The sequence below is a fragment of the Haloplanus sp. GDY1 genome, from assembly GCF_023703775.1.
GTDB lineage: Archaea > Halobacteriota > Halobacteria > Halobacteriales > Haloferacaceae > Haloplanus > Haloplanus halophilus.
Map to the genome: position 1 here is coordinate 101,250 of NZ_CP098516.1, position 19,188 is coordinate 120,437.

Sequence of the window (19,188 nt, forward strand, 5' to 3'; positions counted from 1 at the left end):
AGCCGTCCGCCCTTAAGGAGTTTTCACGGCTACATTTGATGTAGAAATGTGGCGGATGTGACGCTACATTCGATGTGGTCGAAGAGAGTATTTAGCCGTTGACGGCTTTCCGTCCTGCACCACACACCAACGTCGTCACACCAGACGGTGCGTGGAGAGAACACCCTCCCATGTTAGTCTTACAACCCGAGGTCTTCGAGGTTGCCAGCCGATGGCTCATCCTCACTGGATCTCCCTCAATCACCAGTACCGCCTTCGACGCGCTCCTCCTCTCGGCCCTGGATACTCTGCACGCCTCGTTCGTTCCACTCCAGTCGGGCTCAGATCTGAGCACGCTCATCGCAGATTTGAAAGACGCGATTAAGCTCCCCGGCTGGGTCGGCTCCCTCCTCAAATGGAGCGGGCTCATCACGATGATTATCGGCATCATTGCGTACTTCGTTAGCCCCTCCGTGAACAACCGGCGACGAGGATTCGCGATGGCGACCACCGGGGTCGTCATCTCGATCATCGGCTTCGCCTTCCCGGTCTTCATCGGCCTGATTGATTATGTCCTCTCAGGCTGACTCCCCCCGGAAAGAGACAGATAGCGTCCCGACGGAAACGGGTCAGGACGACACCACGCTGGGAGGGCGTGTCGCGTCCGCCGGTCGCGCTCTCCGAGCCCAGCTCTCAGGGCGAGAGCGAAGCCTCGGTCTCTCCCGACACGGACGGAGGACCAGACTCGGATTCGGACTTGAACCTAACACCGAACAGCATCCGTTCTAGTTTAACGCGACAACCGACCGCCGTCTGTTGATCTGATATCGTCGCAACTACCCGGTTGAGAAACCCGGTGGAAAGTATGACCTACAGCCCACCGGATTCAGTCGTAGTTGACCGGATTCAAAGAGCGTTTCCCTCCGATGAGTTGCGCGAGCGCGCTCGCGCAACGAATCTCGTTGAACGTCAGCGCAAGTTCGACATCGTTGCACTATTCTACACACTCTCGTTTGGCTTCGCTGCCGGCTCAGACCGCTCTCTACAAGCATTTCTCGAACGCTACGTCGAGATGGCTGACTGCGACGAACTCTCCTACGCAGCGTTCCACAACTGGTTCGAACCGGGCTTCGTTGCACTCCTTCGAGAGATTCTCGATGACGCTATCGAGAATCTCGATACTGGACGAACCGACTTGAACGGACGTCTCGAACGCTTTCGAGACGTCCTGATTGCCGACGCGACTATCGTTTCACTGTACCAGGACGCCGCTGATGTCTACGCAGCAACTGGCGAGGACCAAGCTGAACTGAAGCTCCACCTCATCGAGTCACTCTCGACAGGTCTCCCAACACGGCTCCGCACAACCGACGGAACAACGCATGAACGGAGTCAGCTACCCACCGGAGAGTGGGTAGCTGACGCCCTCATACTCCTTGATCTAGGCTTCTACGACTTCTGGCTGTTCGACCGAATCGACCAGAACGGCGGATGGTTCGTCTCCCGCGTCAAGGACAACGCGAACTTCGAGATTGTCGAAGAACTACGGACGTGGCGGGGTAACAGTATCCCGCTGGAAGGGGAGTCGCTGCAGGCCGTCCTTGACGACCTGCAGCGACAGGAGATTGATATCCGAATCACGCTCTCGTTTGATCGCAAACGAGGGTCGGGCGCAAGCGCGACCCGGACGTTTCGGCTGATCGGTCTGCGCAACGAGGAGACCGACGAGTACCATCTGTATCTGACGAATCTCGGCAAGGAGGGCTATAGCGCGCCCGATATCGCGCAGCTCTATCGGGCGCGCTGGGAAGTCGAGTTGCTGTTCAAGGAGTTAAAATCGCGGTTCGGTTTGGACGAGATCAACACGACCGACGCCTACATTATCGAGGCGCTGGTTATTATGGCAGCAATTTCGCTGATGATGAGCCGTGTAATTGTGGACGAGTTGCGGTCAGTTGAGGCCAGACAGCGTGAGGCCGAAGCCGCCGCAGACGCCGACGAGTCGGCGTCGCGGCTCCCTCGGCGTCGCTGTTCGCTAGCCGTGGAGCGGCACGCTCATCTGATTCAGCTATATCTCATGGTTGAGTTGGGTTACGAACTACCGGATTTGGACGAGCTGTTGCTGTGGGCGTCACGAAATCCAAATCCACACAGGAAACGGCTACGCAGCCAGGTTGAATCGGGTGAGTTCAGCTTTGCTCGCCACTAAACTAGAACGGATGCACCGAACAGTTCCCACACCGCGTCCACGCGTGCATTACGCTGGCACTCGTGGCATCACTGCTACTCGCGTCCGTCAGTGTCGTCGCTGCCGCTGGGCTAGGACCCATCACCGCAATCCCCGCCCCCGACCCCGGCATCGAGAAGCACTACGACGATACCTACCGTATTCTCGCGAACAACGATGACGACGCTGACCCCGGCGATATCTCGTATAACGGATACTTCGAGAACGACTACCCTTACGGCCCGGTCGAACTCCAGGCCAAATCGCAATCGCCCTCACAGACACTTCGATATGCCGCCACGCAAGATGTTTATATCAGGGACATCAGCGATTTCCAAGCCGTCCCCTATCAAGACAAGTGGACTCCCTATGCTGATCTCCTTTCATACCAGGAAACGGAGTTCCTCCGAGTCCATGGCAACAACACCTACGACGGCCCCCCGAGCACCGATGGGGAATGGTTCGTCCGCGTCACCAGTCAATACGGCGAGTGGCAACCCGTCTACAATGCTGATGTCAGGTGGAACCCCGACGCAGGAGAACACTACGTTGCAAACCCCGAGGAAGCGCTAGTCCACGAGGCCTACTACTCGAACACGATCGCCCGAAACCTCCACGCTGCCCGCCAGTATACACAGTACGCCCAGGACTCCGACCGAGTCGCCATCCCGATGATGAACGGCCGAGAACTCTACCCGACCAGCGATGGGGCGAGTATGTCCCGGAAATGGGGGCAGTCAAATTTCGACACCGTTCAAGATTCGTGGGTCGGCATCAACCACGTCTTCGGCGGGGTCTGGTATCGCGATAGTTACGTCGTGGGTGGGGTTCCGACGCGAGGAGCCTACGTCCCATTCGACCACCGAGCCGTCACCCCGCCGGACTACAGCTACCAAGACCAGTGTCGGAAGAAGCACATCCACCGGCGAACGCACACTCACGACAACTCCACCCACACGCACACAAGTACCCACTGGCACTACTACGACCGGACAAAGTGGGCTGAGTACGATCTCATCAACTCTAGTGCCGAAGTGACCTCTGTTCGGCTTGACCGTCCCGGATTCAGCGGCGACTCTGAGTGGGCGAAATTCGGCGACATCACTTGGATAGCTATCGAAGACCCGTCCAGCAGGCCTCTCGAATACCCCCGAGGCGAATACACACTCACTGCCACCCTCGAAGTTACCAGTGAAATCGAGACTCGATGGGGTATCACGAGCTCACAGTGCAGCGAATTGTCGCGATCCAGTACAGATACCTACACGCACACGACGCAGTACAGCGTCCCTGTGACGATTACCGACTACGATTCGCCTAACCTCAACATCTCCGTCGTTCACATCGACGGTGAAGGGGATGACCGCCTGCTCGTCACGTGGGACGGCGATCAGGATCTCCCCCACGACCCGTGGAGACAAATCCAGGTCGACATTGACGGGAAGGTCGTCAATTTTGACTCACCGTGGCGATTCTACGGCGTCTCACGGAACGACGAAGTCGTCGTCCGGACTACGAGCGGGTCGCAAACGCACGCTGTGACTCACACACAGGATGACCGCTGGCCGGCCATCTATCACTACCAGACGAGCGTCGCCAACGTCACGATGGGCTTCCCGCTCCCCCAGAACGGGGCTGAACACCAACGTTGGGGCTATCTCAGGCCCGTCGATATGCAGGTCGCGGCCCGGCCAGGCGGCGCACCGCTCCCTGCCGGCGTCAACGCTCCCGATAACGACGGCCCGACCGAACTCTATACCCAGTACGTCGTCTCCGTTAACTCGAATGACCTCGATACTGGTGAGACAGCGTCCGCGACCGCCAACAACCCCTTCGGTGCGAAAATCGACCAGCCTGAGGTTTCTACGAAACCGTACTCTCCCGCCGTCCTTCGACTGATGGAGATCGATCGGTCACCGACGGGCGAGGGTCACGAGGGCACGCTCATCCTGACCGATACGACCGACAACTTCCTCGCCGGAAAGGTCATCACCGTCATCCAAGGAGACGGGACGGAGTGGACCGTCACCACCGATTCTGAGGGCCGTGCCCCTGTCACGTGGAACGGCGTGTCGCTTCGGGCCCGATACGACGGTGACGTGTGGGACACCGGCCCGGACAATCCCTACTACAAGGGAGACAGTATCCTCTATCTCCTCCCGCCGGGAGAGATAGCGTTCGCAGCCGTCGGCACGGTCGGCGAGTACATCTCCGGGGCGATCAACAACACGCTCATCTTCGTCGAGTGGCTCGCGCTGGGCATCTTCGCGTTCTGGTACGTGCGGATGCGCCGCCGGACGACCAAGCGCGGTGGGGGGAAGAAGGCATGAGTAACGTCGGCGCGTTCGTCGAGCCCATCCTCCGCGTCTACCAACTCGCAGAGATAATCGGCCGCTATGGCACGCTCATCGCGCTCGTGATCGGCATCATCGGGTGGTTTTCCGCCTCGAACGACGCCCGCTCGATGGCCCGGTACCGAGGGATGGCCGTCGGTGGCGCGGTTGGATACGTTGCCATCATCGCCCTCGACGTCATCTACGACGTGCTCGTGTTCATCCTGGGAACGCAATTTCTCCCCGCCGGCTGGCCCTACGGTGCAATCACGGGCTCACACGCCACCTCGCTCTCGCAACTCGGGACCGCCCTCAGTCTCGTCCTTGAAGCCCTCGGCCTCGCTATCTTCATCATCGGGGTGACGTGGTGGGCATTCGGTAGTCGAGGCTCACTCGCCGACGCACGAGGTCGGCGGGGCATCGTTATCGGACTCACCCTCGTCGGAGCGAGCATCGGCGGCAACGTGTTCAGTACGCTCGCTTGGATACTTCTGTGACCCACACTGAGCACACCTGCCCTGACACACGACGCACACTGCCACACTCAAACCATGACCTCCACCACCGACCCGAAACCCGAAGATACCGACCCCACCGATCTCCCGCTTCTCCCCGAGGACACTATCGCCAGGCGAATTTACGACCGCATCACCGACCGGCGCGTACTCGCCGTCCTCATCATCGTCTTTGCTCCGATGATCGGCTGGGTCAGCTACACGATGTACTCCGATTTCACCTCGCCTGATTACGCTCGAGCGACTATCTCCGACGAGAACGGGGCCCGCCTCGAATCCGTCGAAGGCCCCGTCGCCGCAACCTGGCGCGAACACTATACGGGACTCTCCGAAACCGATTCACTAGAGGCAGGAGAGGGGATGTTCTTCCTCCACGACCAGGAGAAAGAACGCGCCTACGTGATGCGGGAGATGGCGTTCCCGATTGACATCATCTTCATCGACGCTGAGGGGCGAGTCACAGCGATTCACCACGCCGAACTCGAAGAAGCACCCCTCACAGAATACCGAGGTGTCGGGAAGTACGTCCTCGAAGTTCCCTACGGATGGACGATGGAGAATGGTATTGAGGTCGGCGCTACCGTCGACATCCGGTGGGGACCGCCGCGATACCGTGGCGGTGGCTCTACCGTCGCTGCTGCCACGGTGGTCGAGAACACACCTCCGCAAGGTTCTAATTAATTGACCCGCCGGGAATCCAGTTCCCTTCGAAATCGCAGAAGAATGGTTCTGTTCGGTTTATTCGTCGTCGCTTTTCGAGAGTGTAATCGAGGGGATATACACACTCTCGAACTCGTCGGGTTCTGGGAATTCAATGGTGTCGAGCAGCTCGGTCACCGCCTCGTCGAACGTCTTGTCGACGAAGGGGTTGAAATTCTTGTACGCCGTGAGCCGCGCGTGGGTCTCTCGACGGAGACAGACGTTGATCTTAGTCGAGGGCCCGTCGCACTCGCTGTCGAGACTGGAGGAACCGTTCGAGTTGGTTGTAGACATTTCTATCACCTAGTCGAAGAAGGGCACTAGGAGGGTGTTCTTCTTCACCATCGGTCAAGCGATATACAGATATATATCTATCGTACAAAAACCCCGAAATCACAATCATCCGTACTCAAAACGGTCGCCTTACATCCGCTACATTAGATGTAAACTACTCGACTTTATCTCCAAACGTGGCGTACCCGGAAACCGGGAATCACATGAACACCCTCCGAGTAAAGAACCTCCTGAAGAAGCACAGCACGGGCCTCATCGTGGGTCTCGTTGTTCTGACTGTATTCGTGAACCCTGTCGCGGCTCAGACCGCTGCTGACGGGACTAGTGGACTGGAAGGCATTATGACCAACCTGTACGACACCGTTCTCCTCGTCCTCAAGTACGCGGGTCTCGTCGGCCTCGCACTGGGCGCAGTCGTGTGGTTCACCGCACGCAAGAACAGTGACCGTGCAGAGAACGGGATGTGGCTCATGATTGGCGGAGCCAGCATGACCGTCTTCTACTTCGGGGTGACCATCTTCGTGGCGCTCCTTGAGTGGATCGCGGCTCCCTAACCCGTAATTTGTCCGAGAGCGACCACGCGGAACCACCTATCACCAGCCGCCCGTGCTCGACGTTCCCAGCGAGCCCTTCTCGGGCGAATTCTTTCCCAGGTCGATAGCGGCAGCCACAGATGAACGTGATAACAGGAACACCCACATGAGTACCGAAACTTCCAGACTCGAAATATACCGGACCGCTCTCCCGGATGGAAATAGACCGTCCGTTGCACGAATATTGGTGGGGAGTGCATCTACCCCCACCTGCGAGGAGGCCGACCCGCAATGAGTAAGCCAACCGACCAGGCTGAAAACGAGCGCAACACCACGAAGCCCCCCGGCCGGGACACCCCCGCTGGGAGTATCTTCGACAAGAAAGGCGTCAACCCCCGCGACGCCTGGGAGCTCAACATGGCCAAGCCGTCGACCGGAGCCGACACGGGGCCGGTGACCGAGACGGGAACAGACGACGGCGACCGCAGCGACGTCCCGGTCGAGAAATCGGACGGGCCGACTGAGCTGGCAAAGTCTTCGGTCAGCAACGGCGCTGGAGACAGCGAGCGCGAGGACCGACTCGACCCCTACGACAACGCCACCACGGGCCCCGGAAAGAAACTCGGGGATCCCATCGAAGCCCGGCCGTACATCCATATCTCGCCTGCCCGCGAGCAGGTCACGCCCGGTAACATCATCGCTGGGCTCTTCGGCCTGTATCGGGCCGGCGTCACCGACACCGGGCGGTTCAACCTCGCCGGTCGCCTCGGCCTCAAAGATACAAAGAAAACCTTCGAGTTCGTCGTCCACAAGCCGCGAGCTACCAAACGCTTCGACTTCTACCTCTCGGTGACGCCCTATGACGCGACCGCGTTCAAGACGCTCGCTGCCAACGTCGCCGCGATGTACCCCGAGTCCTTCGAGTTCGAGATCGTCCCGTTCAACCCTGTGGCTGCGTTCGCCAGCGACAACGGCAACGCACAGGTTGGCGGCCGACGCATCGCCACCCTCGAAGATATTGGCGACCTCGAACGCCTCAGCGGGTTCGAGGACCCCACCGTGTTCGAGGACCACGATATCGGCCGTGGCGACGGTCCCTCCCCTGAAGAAGCCGAACAGCAACTCATCAAGAAAGGCGTCCCGCTCCGTCCCGAGGAAGTCTCCGAAGAAAAGCGCCCCTCGCTGGTTCGCTGGAAAGGGATCTCCTCGAAGAAGAACGACTGGATGACGCTCCTGCGGCCGTTCAGCGACATCGCGACGGACAACGACGACCAGTATCGGTCGCCCCTCAGCGTTCTCCTCGAACAGGCTGTGCACTCCGACGACCCGTTCATGTTCCAGGCCGTGTTCAAGCCCCGGCCAGACTGGACGGGCGAAGCCGAAGTCCACAAGCGAAACCTCAAAATGGGCAACCACGGGACGTTCAGCGCGTTCAAGAATGAGTTCGCCCGCCAGATGTTCGGCACTTCAGAACAGGAACGCCGGAACATCCACCGGGGAGATATCTCCGAACAGGTCGGGGGGACTGTGACCGCTGGCGACACCAACAAAATCACCGGATCGCGGATGGCGCAGATCGACCACAAACAGCCCACGACGACGTTCGACCTCACGCTCCGAGCCGCGTGCAACGAACAGACCATCCAGAGCATCTCGAACGCATTCACCTCGCTCTCAGGCCCGTACTATGGAATCGAAGGCGAGCTTCTGGGAATCAGCGATACCGAGTTCGCCGCGCTCTGTCACGCCCGACTTGCATCCTCAAGCGGGCTCTCGGGACGCTTCAGCAAAGGCGACCCCATCCTGTGCGTCTCTCCTGATGAACTCGCGAACTTCGTCGTCGTGCCGCACACGGACGCACTACCCCGTGCGAGTCGGGGTTCATCCGGCGGGTCACCCGACGCTCGGTCGCCGCTCACCGCGACCGATGAGGATCTCCTCTCGCAGTACAATCACGGGATGCACATCGGTTACGCTGAGACTGCCGTCGACAACCGCCCCGACATCCCGATCAGCCTGAGCGCCGAACAGCTCACCCATCACGTGATGCGTGCGGCCACGACGGGGGGCGGGAAGACGACGGCGATGATTAACGATGCCCTCAGTGCCTACGAGTTCTTTGACGGCCCCATCTTCGTCTTCGATAAGAAGGGTGGCTCGATGGCCGAGGAATACAAGCGAGCCCACTTCAAGAAATTCGGAAACCTCGACGACGTCGTCCACATCCCAGTCCCGGGACCAAACGACGAGGTCCTCGCGTTCCCCTACTTCGATATTCGACCGCAGCTTGCTGCCGGCGTCAGTCGGACGGTCGCTGTGCAGGAGAAAATCGACCGCTACAACGAACTGCTCGTGTACGTCCTTGGCCGGGAGATGGCTGACCAGGCGTTCGTCGCCCAAGAAATTCTCAACAGCCTCATCAAGGCACAGTTCGATCCCGTCTACGGCAAGGACGCCTGGCCAATCAGCGACCTCCTCACGGCTGCGATGGATATGCAGAAACTCGGGAGTATGGACGAGCAGACCAAGGCTCAGGGAAAACTCCCGGACGTGAGCGACGATACCCTCCACCGGACTCTCCAGCGCCACGTCGACGCCGACCGTCAGCGGTTCATGACCTCCATCGATGCGGTGATGAATCGGATCACCAAACTCGCCGAGCGGTCCTTCATCTGGCGGATTCTTAACTTCGTTCCCGACTGGGACGAGGAGAACGGCCACTACGCCCACCAGTCACCGATGTTCGATATACAGGATATCCTCGCGAGCAAGCGCGTCGTCCTCATCGACACCGGCGACCTCCGCCCCGCCTCGAGCAACCTGTTCACGTTCATGTTACTCGATTACATCTGGTCCGGCGCTCGTCTCCGGCACCGCCTCGGGAGGACGCCCTCTGTCAGCGAGGGCTACGTAATCAACCTCATCATCGACGAGGCCGCACCCCTTCTACAATCTGAGCTGGTCCGCGAGGACATGATTCCCGACGGCCGTGAGTTCGGCCTTGCACTTGAGGTAATCGTGCACTTCGCCGAGCAGGTGAAAGCCGACGCGCTCGACGTCTCCTCCTACAAGGAGATTCTGCGGAACATCAATACGAAACTCATCGGGAAACTCGCCGTCGACGACGAACTCGTTATGACGCTGTTCCACGAGGGTATCGAAGACGAGGAACTCGTCGACCGAATCACGTCGCTCCCGCGTGGGGAATGGGTCGCCCAACTCCCCGACACGGGCTTCATGACCGACATCCCCGAACTCGTCACGCTCCTTCCCGTCGGCATTCCCGCCGGGCACAGCGACTCAGACGAGCCCGTGAGCGCCGATTCAGTCTCACCGTATGGCGACACCTTCAGCCAGATCGACGCGAAGAAGACACGCCAAACGAGGGACGACTACTGTCTCCAGCCGGGAAGCAACACGGACGCGTCCGCCGAACAGCTCTCAGTGTCCATCAAGAAGGGCGGCGATGCTGGCTCCGCTGATCCGGGCATGGGTACCGCCTCCGTGACCGAGACCGAAGATGGAGCTGATGTGTGGGAGAACAGGAGGAATACGGCAACTCAAGTCGGGACGAGCTCGAGGGCGTCAACCCGCTCGAATGGGGATACTCAGACCGGCAATTCGAGTCGGTTCACCCCGCCTGAAGACGACCTCACGGACGACTTTAGTTCACGGCGATCCGACACCGCGGGTAATGGCGACGCAGAGGCGGAAACTACGGTTGAAAGTGGCGGCCCGGATTCGGTAACCAATCTGGAAGATCGGGTCAACAACTTCCTCTACAGTGGGACCGACCCAACCGTCATGGGCGGAGATGATACCGCCGGTGCACACGTTGGTGAGGGGGGAGAATCGACCCTCGCCGATGGAGCAGGGTCTGCCACCGCCAGCACCCCGAACGCCGAGGGTGCCGATCGGGGAGATGACCGGGCCGGGGGCGTCGGTTCTGACAAAGGAGAGAATCTGACAGTTCAGGAGCGACAGTTCCTCGCGGCCATCGTGACGACGGTCAACGGCCGTCACCCCAAGTTCGATATCCTCGAGACGATGGAGCGGATAAATAGTCATTTTCCTGATGTAGACGTTGAGCGCCTCATTCACCTCGGCTGCCTCGAGAAGGTGACCGAGAATCTCCGCGTCTACTACACCGTCACCGAAGACGGCCAGCGTGCATGTGGCGCGCGTGTCGCCTACGGTGAAGACCAGGGTGACGTGAACGAGAAGACCTACCACAAGGTGATGGTTGAGGCTCTCGCTCGTACACTCGCAACCGACGAGAATAATCACTATTTCGTCAAGAGATATACGCCGATATTCGGAACCGACGTGAAGCCCGATGTCGTCGCGTTCACAGACGAGAAGCCAGCTGTGGTCGGGGAGGCAATCTGGAACGTCCGTCACGAACACATCGTTAAGCACTACGAGGACTTCGACCGCTTCGACGTTGAGAAGAAAATCTGGGTCGTCCCGAATCTCTCAGAAGCAAAGAATATCACACGTGCCCTGCACAACGCGGGACTGATCGACGAAGTGCCCGCCGAACGAAACAGTCGCTCCTACGACGACATTACCCGTGCGACCTGGGGCGACGACAGCGACTGGCAATTCGTTGGTGTTGCAAATCTCCTCGATGACCTCCAGTAGCCATTATTGGGGATGCGCGCAAAGTGTGCGCACGCCGTGCGCAGGCAGTACGGCGCTCCTCCCTGCAGAATCAAGGTTCAATAAGGCAACCCTCCCGTTACAACTTAGCGCAAAGCCGCAAAACTGCTTAGAGGTGCTAAAAGACTCTGTAGGTTCTCTATTCGGAACCCGCCATCTCGAGGCCACTTCGGGGGTGCGCAACTCCGCGCAAATTCTGCGCACGCCGCGCACGGCGGGTAAACGGCTTCTATCCCCAGAATCCGGGTTCCGGGTGGTACTTCGACCGTTACAACTTTGCGCACGTGCGCAGAACGCTTTAGAGGCCTTAACGAGCAATTTGGTGGCTCCATTCGCCCCCTTCGATGCTACATATCATAGTATTGGGTGGGAGGGGGTCTCCACCGTTGCGCATATCGCGCGCAGGGTACCGGTTTCCCCTGAATCCGGGTCGAGATCGAGCACTCGCGTTTCTTTCGCCCGCTGTCGAGTGGCGACGACCCATCCAGACATCACGATGAACTCATGACGAAAATCGACGTAACAGCCGACGCAATCCCCGACAATATCCGCTCCATCGAGAATTGGATTCTCTGGCGCGAAGGAGCGCGCGACGGGAAAGCTACCAAAATCCCGACGAAACCATATCGAACCAGCGGTGACATCAACTGTGACGTTACCAACCCCAAACACCGGCGCGACTTCGACACCGCCTGGGACGCCTTCAACGACTCCCGGGTAACCGGCGATGGCCTCGGCTTCATCTTCACCGACACCGTTTCCATCACTGGCGTTGACCTCGATAAGTGTCGTGATCCTGATACGGGGGATCTCGAAGATTGGGCCCTCGATATCATCGACCGACTCGACTCATACACCGAGATTTCCCCCTCCGGTACGGGTGTACATATCCTCGTCGGGGGAGAACTCACCGCCGGCGGCAACCGCCGAGGTCGGGTCGAGATGTATGACACCGACCGTTACTTCACCGTAACCGGCGCGCACCTCAACGGGACACCCACCGAGATTCGGACCTGTCAGGACGATTTAGACGCCGTCCACCGGAAGTACATCCGTGGTGAGACGACCTCTGATGGGCAGTTGAGTCTCGCAGAGACCGCCGCGACCGATACCTCAGACCGCGGAGATAATCGAGGTGGTCGGCGTCCCACCGAAGCCGCCGGCCGGCAGAGTGAGAGCGTCCTCGTCGAACGCTATGGTGATGCCTTCAGGAACATTCGCGACCCGGCCATTCGGGAAGCCCTTGAGCGGGTTCAGACGAAGTACCTCCCACCCGTGTGCCCCAGTATATTTGACGACCTCGCGGGCCCCGGTGTCGAACTATCAGATAGCGAGATTCTGACCCGGATGTATGACTCGCGCGGCGGCGACCGCAAACGGCGACTCTACAAGGGCGACTCCTCGATGTGGGGCTCTCACGACGCCGACTATCCCAGCCAGTCAGAGGCGGATATGGCGCTCGTTCACAACCTCGCCTTCTGGACTGGGAAGGACCCCGACCGGATGGATGCGCTCTTTCGCAACTCCGGGTTGATGCGCTCCAAGTGGGATGACCCGCACTACTCGAGTGGCGCGACGTACGGCGCCGTTGCCCTCGCCCGTGCACTCCTTCGTGTGGACGACTACTACGAACTCCCGAGCGAAGAGGGAGTGGCGTTCTCGAAGGCCGATGGGCCAACGTCACCGTCCACGACTACCGGCCACTCCCCCAGTGCCCCGGACGCGCCCGCGAGCGACGTGACATCGTCAGCATCCCCTCAGCGCCCCCAGGACGCCGCTGGTGCGACCGGAGCATCTTCCGCGAACGATGACGCGTCCTCATCGGTCGAGGCCGCTCCGAGCGCCCCAAGCCCGCTGCACACGGACGACGCTGCGACCACCGCCGAGAGTTCCCCCGATGTCCTTCTTGACATCGACGGCGACCACCAGTACGCGAACGGGGACGGGAACGCAGGCGCGAACGAGAACGCGAAAGACCGTGGCGACATCGGCGTCGACGACCCGGGGGCCGCTGCCGACGCAGTCGCGAACCGCCAAGTCGACGCTCCTAGTGGGGACGTGCTTCCCGAGGGCGTTGAGCCCGCCGCCGCCGACGGGACGGACACCGATCCCGACCTCGATGAGAGTACCCGGCGGATGATGGCTGAGTCCGTCACAAGGGCTGGTGGGAAGTGGTCGCGGACCAGCCCCCATCTCGACGATTCCGAGAAGCACCCCACCGATTGGACTGTCGGCCCCATCGAGGGCCGTACGCCCACTGCGCAGGCGATGAAGGTCGCTCGCGAGGACAACCGTGTTCTCGCTCGTCATCAGAGCCGTCTCGAAGAGCGGCTCCGCGATTCCACGGCCGTCGAGGAGGACCGCGACCGCTACAAGTTCACTGCCGAGACCTATCTCAAGGCGATGGACGAGCTGATGGGCGAGCGCGAACGCTACCGCCGCCAGCTCAAGCAGGCGGGCCTCCTCTCGAAGGCGGATGCCGACCTCCCCGACGACCCCGTGAAGCGGCTCAAACAGATTCTCCGCCCGATGGTTCGTCGCGAAGACGTCGCGACGGCCAAAGAGACGCTCACCGGCCTGGACGCCGTCCTCCGCGAATACGAAGAAGCGAACGAGCAAATCCAGGCCGATGAACGTCAACGCCGGAAACAGCGTGGGATGTTCTCTCGCTTCTTCAGCTAACCGCCCTGCTGTCGGGTCAGTCGCGACGCGTCTCCGTGTTCGCTCCTTCCCCGCACCGCCGACGGTGTGCCCCTCCCCGATGCTGGGCGAGAATTGGACCCCAAAGGGGGTGAGGGATTTGAGATGAACAATATCCAATCCGACGAGCGGAGCATCGACACCGATCGCACGGCCGAGCGCGCCCCCGTCAGCGCGACGTTCAAGACGGGCGAGGAACCCGAGTTCCGCAAGTCCGATTACGACCCGCACGGCGAAACCTTCGCCGCGGTCAGCCATTCCCTCGCGTCGTGCGACGGTGGGTGCGGGACGAGCGGCCTGGTTCCGACTGCGCTTCTAGAGGACGCCGACGGCCTCACGGGGTGGCCGCCGTTCGACATCCTCTGTGAATCTTGTGCGGACGCCATCGTTCGCGACGATTACTCGTTCTGACGACGTCCGAGAGCGAGCCCTTCGACCATCCGCGGTTTCCACTTTCCTCCCTTCCGACGTGGGTATTGGCCCCCAAAGGGGGGTAGGGGAAGTGAGAGAGGGCACGACGATGTCCGTCCTCTCGATATCCGACCTCACGAGCGAATCGGTGCGAGCGATGCCGATCCGTTGGCACTCCGCTGACGGCGACGGCGGTTGTCCTGCTCGCGTCTCCCGAAAGTATTGGCCCCCAAAGGGGGGTGAGGGAGAGCGGGTGGGGCGAGGCGCGTCCTCGTTCTGTCCTGACTCGTGAGAATCCCCCCAGAGAGACTACTATGAGTGCAAACTCCAACCTCAGCGTGGAGCAGCGTGCGGCAGATATCAGCGGCAAGTTCGGCGGCATGGGCGTAGATGTGCCCGCGTCGACCGTCCAGGAGCGAATCGTGGCCATGCAGGAGTTCAGCGTCCCCCTCGAGGAGGCGACCACGACGACGGTTCGCAACCTCGCAGCGGAGTACGGCCTCGATGATGGCGATCTGTCCGATGACATCTCGGCTCTCGCCGGCTTCGGTGGGAACGCGAGCGGATCGCACGCCTTCGAGCGCGTCATGCTCGGCGACATCGCGGACCTCGGCCCCGAGGAATGGGTGGACGTCCGCGCACAGGTCGTCGACCTCTGGGAGCCCAGGCACGACTCCATGCGACAGGTCGGCCTCATCGGTGATGAGACGGCGCAGATGAAGTTCGTCGTCTGGCAGAAGAACACCGAGAGCCTGCCCACGCTCGAAGCGGGCGTCACCTACGACATCGCCTCGGCGATCACGAACGAGTACGAGGGCAAGTACTCCATCTCGCTCAACAAGGCCAGCGAGGTCACCGAGTCCGACGCCGAAGACGTCGTCGAGCCCACCGACGGGAAGATGCGTGCGACGGGCACGCTCGTTGCGCTCGAAGACGGCAGTGGCCTGATCAAGCGCTGCCCACACGAGGACTGCACGCGCGTCGTCCAGAACGGCCGGTGCTCCGAGCACGGCGAGGTTGACGGCGTGTTCGACCTTCGACTCAAGGCCATCCTCGACGACGGTGAGCGCGCTGTCCGGGCGCTGTTCAACGCCGAGATGACCGAAGCCGTCAGCGGCATCTCGCTCGAGGCGGCGAAGGAACAGGCAGCAGACGCTCTCGACGCAAGCGTCGTCGGTGCGGAACTCCGTGCCTCTCTCATCGGGAAGACCTTCGACGTCCGCGGCCCGGTCGTCGGCGAGTACTTCCTCGTGGATGAAGCGGTCGAGACGGGCTACTCGGCGGACAATCCTGGCCTCAGTGACCCGGCTATCGCCCCGGCGGTCACGCAGCGCCAGCCTGCCAAGCGCCTGTTCGCGGAGGAACTCACCCAGGCGACCCACTCGTTCACCCGTCCCGAGGACGAGGGCGATGACCGCGCGCCGAAGTTCACGCTCCTGCCGAGTGGCGAAGCCGCCAATCGCGTGTTCGTCGTCGGGACGCTCATCGAGACGGCAGATGTCGGAAGTGACGCCGAGTTCTGGAAGGGGCGCGTGATGGCTGCTGGTGCGGCCGTGAACCTCTACGCCGGGCAGTATCAGGCTGAGGCGCTGGACGTGCTCCGGTCGGCCGAGACGCCGTCGTACGTCGCGGTGGTCGGGAAGATCCACCACTACGAGACGGAGTACGGCGTGCAGGTGTCCATCCAACCCGAGTCCATCACAGTCGTCGATCGCGACGCCCGCGACTCGTGGGTGGCCGAAACCATCGACGCGACCCAGAAGCGCCTCGGTGCGCTCGCCAGCGGCGACTCCGAGGCGACCGACGCTGTCCAGTCGGTCTACCAGTCGGATGTCTCCGACATCGAAGCGGTCGTCGACGCGGCCATCAAGGACATCGCGCCCGAACCGGCTCCCGCCCAGTAAGGGGCGAGCTGCCCATTCGTCTCAAGGGCATCTTTTGGCGTTCGCTCACCCGTCCCCGCCAACTTGTACTCCTCGGGAGTCGAGGCCCACTACTTCTTCTTTTGCTTCCGGTTCCGCCTCCGCCCCGGCCTCGCTTCGCTCGGCCGGTTACCGAGTGGCTCCTCACACTCCCGGATGGACGGGTCGCCACCGACGGCGAGTATTGGTCCCCAAAGGGAGGTGAGGGAGTCGAGCAGCGCGGCCAGCCCCGACGACGGCATTCGCTTTGTCTCGCTTTGTCCGCGGCGCGGCCGTGCGCCGCCGACCGGCCCGAACTGACCAGCCTCAACTCACTCACGACCACTGCACCATGCCCGTCCGATACGCCACTCCTGTCAACGTACCGCTCCTAACCATCGCCGTCTTCTTGATGTGGGTCACCGCTTACGTCGGGATGCTGTTCCTCGCTGTCGACCCACTGTTCACCACGACCGGCCTCTGGCTCGTTTGCATCGGTGGCTTCGCGCTTTCAACTGCCTACGTCGTCCTCTCGACGAGCCGCCGCATCTTCCACGCGATCACCCGGCCATCCTGGTGAACGCACGCGGCTCCTGTGCACCGAAGACCCACCGAGCGCCCCGGTGCGACGGCGGTTCGCCTCGGTCTCAAGCGGTGCGGTTGCCTCTCCCTGTTGAGAGCGCCATAGAATACTTCTCGTGGGTGGCTTTCAACGTTTGAGAGTGGAAAACCGGCGTTAAATTGCTGTACGAATCTACCACGAGCTCGGATTCGATTCTGACGGGGGGAGCCGGTCTATTGCGGGCCCCGACTCACGGGTTGACTGTATCGACACTCTCGATTTCGAATCGGGCCCCGCCTGCTTCCGCGTCAGCTACCTGAACAGTCCACCCGTGGGCGTCCGCGACCGACTCGACGATGGCGAGGCCATAGCCTGTACCATCCGCGGTCGAACTGTAACCGAACTCGAACACTTGCTCGGCCGCTCCAGCGGGAAGGCCAGTCCCATCGTCTTCGACGTAGAACCCCGCCTCTTCAGGCAGGTCACCGATCGTAATTGTGACATTGCCGCCGCCGTGTTCGACGGCATTCCGTAGGAGGTTCACGAGCAGTTGCTGGAGGTGGCTCTGGTCGGCCCGGATCGTCAGATCTGTCTCCACCACCAGTGTCTCACGTGCCGAGTCGATGGATTCCCAACACTCCCGGATGATCGCCGCGAGTTCGACCGGCGTCTGGTTGAGTGCCTGATCGCCCTCGCGGGCAAGCGTGAGCAGATCCGTGGTCAACGCTTCGATCCGGTCTTGCGCTTGCGCCACCGCCTGCAGATGGTTGTCGTCGTCGTGGCGTTCGCGGGCCAGCTCGAGGTGGCCTTGGGCGACGCTCAGCGGATTACGGAGGTCGTGAGCGAGAATGCTGGCAAACCGGTCGAGCCGTTCAGTCTTCTGCTGGAGGTCCTGATCGCGTTTTTTCCGGTCGGAGATATCCCGGGTGTTGACGACGTAGTACCCCTCGGGGGTGGGATTCGTCGAGGCGACGGATTCGACCCAACAGTACGACCCGTCGGCCTGTCGGTGGCGGTACTCGACGGCCTCGACGGTATGATCCTCGCTGGTGACCACTGTTTCGAACGTCGAGACGACGCGCTGGCGGTCCTCGGGATGGAAGTACCCCGCGACCTGCTCGCCGACCAGATCGTCCTGAGCGTACCCGTAGATGCATTCGATCGAGGGGCTCTCGTACTGGATGATGCCGTCCGCGTCCAGCACCGTCAACAGGTTCGTCGAGTGCAACGGAATGACATCGAGAGATATCCCACTGCCGACGGCCGTCGAATCCGGACGGTCGTGTCCCGCCCTGTTTGTCATATCTCTCTGATGGAACTCCTCCTTATCAGACCTTTGGGGGAATAGAAACCGCATCGGGCTCCACTGTTCACGATACTGCAACATCTATACGTATCGTGTAGTGAACCTCCGTAGAATTCGTTGAGGCTATTCTCTGACACACCGCCCTAGCGCTTCGCCGCTCAGCGGTTTTCTCGACGGAGTCAAACCAGATTCCTACGCAACGAATTAAGCCAGCTCCAAGTCCATTCTGTTGCGTAGGAACTGGACTCTCGACTGCAGAACCCCGTCCGGACGGTCAGTCGACGTGTCGCACGCCCCGCCCGCTCGGTGGGGATTCTGGAGCGGTCTGTGTGTCCGCCAAGTCCCTGGACCCAACTGGGTGTGCATTTCTCCGACGCCTCGCCGTCGCAACCGCTCCCTCGCTCTCTGCCGCCACCGCAGCCCCCTCGAAATTCGAGGATGCTTCCTTGGACGTATCCCTGGATTCTGGCTCAGATTCTTGGTTTGCGTCTGTCTCCGTCTCCGCGTCTCTCTCCGAAGTCGCGCGCCGTGCTCCTAGCACGGTCAATGGGATGTCTTTCATCCGTACGCCCAGCTCGAGCTTTGCAACGCGCGAACTCTCTTCGGCTGATTCCGCTGGAAACTCCGCGATGACCGTCAGTACCACCAGCGCGAAGTCCGTCGTCGAGAGCGCGGCTTCATACGCATACCCGCAGGACGGACACGCCACATCCTGTACGACGATCTCGGAGTTCCGTGCCGACGATTGATTCACGCGCTTGCCGACCTCCGAGACTGCGATGTTGATTACATCCTGCACGCCCGTCGTGCCCGCGACCACCCACGGAACCGAAATCTGTACCTCAAACCACGTGCCGCCATCCCCGTTTCCCCACGCCGTCATCGACCCACCGCTAATGCTGACCGCCACAGATTTATCGCCAGTCTCCGCGCACTCGCCGCCGCTGTTGAGGGGTGTATCGAGGTCATCTTATTCTCTGTGTCTGTCTCATACCCGCATACAACGAGGCACTCGTCGACTCGAGGATGGCTTCAGGCGAGTCGTGTCCCGATAAGCCCCGCCGTG

At 60.9% G+C, this 19,188-nt stretch carries 14 protein-coding genes; 11 read left to right on the top strand and 3 right to left on the bottom strand.

Going from position 1 to position 19,188, the window contains the following annotated elements:
* Positions 1-170 precede the first annotated feature (170 nt).
* The 5 genes from NBT67_RS17220 to NBT67_RS17240 all read left to right on the top strand — a co-directional run bounded on the left by NBT67_RS17220 (position 171) and on the right by NBT67_RS17240 (position 5,735).
* Positions 171-566 (top strand): hypothetical protein, encoded by a 396-nt coding sequence (locus NBT67_RS17220; protein ID WP_251344542.1) that lies wholly within the window; start codon positions 171-173, stop codon positions 564-566.
* A 269-nt stretch (positions 567-835) separates the two neighbouring features.
* Entirely contained in the window at positions 836-2,188 is a 1,353-nt protein-coding gene (locus tag NBT67_RS17225; RefSeq protein WP_251344543.1) for an IS4 family transposase, read from the top strand.
* A 62-nt stretch (positions 2,189-2,250) separates the two neighbouring features.
* Complete coding sequence (locus NBT67_RS17230) at positions 2,251-4,536, top strand: hypothetical protein (protein ID WP_251344544.1); 2,286 nt, start codon at positions 2,251-2,253, stop codon at positions 4,534-4,536.
* Positions 4,533-5,036: a hypothetical protein gene (locus tag NBT67_RS17235; protein WP_251344545.1), complete on the top strand. Its 504-nt coding sequence runs from the start codon at positions 4,533-4,535 to the stop codon at positions 5,034-5,036. Before NBT67_RS17230 ends, NBT67_RS17235 begins: the two co-directional genes overlap by 4 nt.
* A gap of 54 nt (positions 5,037-5,090) precedes the next feature.
* Positions 5,091-5,735, top strand: coding sequence for a DUF192 domain-containing protein (locus tag NBT67_RS17240; protein WP_251344546.1), 645 nt, complete (start codon positions 5,091-5,093; stop codon positions 5,733-5,735).
* Between the two features lie 57 nt (positions 5,736-5,792).
* On the opposite strand, the gene NBT67_RS17245 is transcribed toward NBT67_RS17240, so the two are convergent.
* Positions 5,793-6,047, bottom strand: coding sequence for a hypothetical protein (locus NBT67_RS17245; RefSeq protein WP_251344547.1), 255 nt, complete (start codon positions 6,045-6,047; stop codon positions 5,793-5,795).
* 203 nt (positions 6,048-6,250) lie between these two features.
* Between NBT67_RS17245 and NBT67_RS17250 the strand changes: the two genes are divergently transcribed.
* The 6 genes from NBT67_RS17250 (at position 6,251) to NBT67_RS17275 (ending at position 16,834) form a co-directional block, all read left to right on the top strand.
* Positions 6,251-6,601 (top strand): hypothetical protein, encoded by a 351-nt coding sequence (locus tag NBT67_RS17250; RefSeq protein ID WP_251344548.1) that lies wholly within the window; start codon positions 6,251-6,253, stop codon positions 6,599-6,601.
* A gap of 270 nt (positions 6,602-6,871) precedes the next feature.
* Positions 6,872-11,224 (top strand): ATP-binding protein, encoded by a 4,353-nt coding sequence (locus NBT67_RS17255; RefSeq protein WP_251344549.1) that lies wholly within the window; start codon positions 6,872-6,874, stop codon positions 11,222-11,224.
* Positions 11,225-11,746: 522 nt separating this feature from the next.
* Positions 11,747-13,924, top strand: coding sequence for a phage NrS-1 polymerase family protein (locus NBT67_RS17260; RefSeq protein WP_251344550.1), 2,178 nt, complete (start codon positions 11,747-11,749; stop codon positions 13,922-13,924).
* 123 nt (positions 13,925-14,047) lie between these two features.
* Positions 14,048-14,353: a hypothetical protein gene (locus NBT67_RS17265; RefSeq protein ID WP_251344551.1), complete on the top strand. Its 306-nt coding sequence runs from the start codon at positions 14,048-14,050 to the stop codon at positions 14,351-14,353.
* 314 nt (positions 14,354-14,667) lie between these two features.
* Positions 14,668-16,257, top strand: coding sequence for a hypothetical protein (locus NBT67_RS17270; RefSeq protein ID WP_251344552.1), 1,590 nt, complete (start codon positions 14,668-14,670; stop codon positions 16,255-16,257).
* Between the two features lie 409 nt (positions 16,258-16,666).
* Positions 16,667-16,834 (top strand): hypothetical protein, encoded by a 168-nt coding sequence (locus tag NBT67_RS17275; protein WP_251344553.1) that lies wholly within the window; start codon positions 16,667-16,669, stop codon positions 16,832-16,834.
* Positions 16,835-17,066: 232 nt separating this feature from the next.
* Here the strand turns inward: NBT67_RS17275 and NBT67_RS17280 are convergent, their stop codons facing one another.
* Both NBT67_RS17280 and NBT67_RS17285 read right to left on the bottom strand, forming a co-directional pair.
* Positions 17,067-18,119, bottom strand: a complete 1,053-nt coding sequence (locus NBT67_RS17280; protein WP_251344554.1) for a PAS domain-containing sensor histidine kinase — start codon at positions 18,117-18,119, stop codon at positions 17,067-17,069.
* A 277-nt stretch (positions 18,120-18,396) separates the two neighbouring features.
* The gene (locus NBT67_RS17285) at positions 18,397-19,005 is read right to left on the bottom strand and encodes a DUF555 domain-containing protein (RefSeq protein ID WP_251344555.1); all 609 of its coding nucleotides are present in this window, start codon (positions 19,003-19,005) and stop codon (positions 18,397-18,399) included.
* Positions 19,006-19,188: the final 183 nt, after the last annotated feature.

Coding starts and splice junctions, on each gene's coding strand:
- NBT67_RS17240 (WP_251344546.1), top strand. CDS start 5,091: ATGACCTCCACCACCGACCCGAAACCCGAAGATACCGACCCCACCGAT.
- NBT67_RS17280 (WP_251344554.1), bottom strand. CDS start 18,119: ATGACAAACAGGGCGGGACACGACCGTCCGGATTCGACGGCCGTCGGC.
- NBT67_RS17260 (WP_251344550.1), top strand. CDS start 11,747: ATGACGAAAATCGACGTAACAGCCGACGCAATCCCCGACAATATCCGC.
- NBT67_RS17275 (WP_251344553.1), top strand. CDS start 16,667: ATGTGGGTCACCGCTTACGTCGGGATGCTGTTCCTCGCTGTCGACCCA.
- NBT67_RS17220 (WP_251344542.1), top strand. CDS start 171: ATGTTAGTCTTACAACCCGAGGTCTTCGAGGTTGCCAGCCGATGGCTC.
- NBT67_RS17255 (WP_251344549.1), top strand. CDS start 6,872: ATGAGTAAGCCAACCGACCAGGCTGAAAACGAGCGCAACACCACGAAG.
- NBT67_RS17235 (WP_251344545.1), top strand. CDS start 4,533: ATGAGTAACGTCGGCGCGTTCGTCGAGCCCATCCTCCGCGTCTACCAA.
- NBT67_RS17265 (WP_251344551.1), top strand. CDS start 14,048: ATGAACAATATCCAATCCGACGAGCGGAGCATCGACACCGATCGCACG.
- NBT67_RS17245 (WP_251344547.1), bottom strand. CDS start 6,047: ATGTCTACAACCAACTCGAACGGTTCCTCCAGTCTCGACAGCGAGTGC.
- NBT67_RS17285 (WP_251344555.1), bottom strand. CDS start 19,005: ATGACGGCGTGGGGAAACGGGGATGGCGGCACGTGGTTTGAGGTACAG.
- NBT67_RS17270 (WP_251344552.1), top strand. CDS start 14,668: ATGAGTGCAAACTCCAACCTCAGCGTGGAGCAGCGTGCGGCAGATATC.
- NBT67_RS17250 (WP_251344548.1), top strand. CDS start 6,251: ATGAACACCCTCCGAGTAAAGAACCTCCTGAAGAAGCACAGCACGGGC.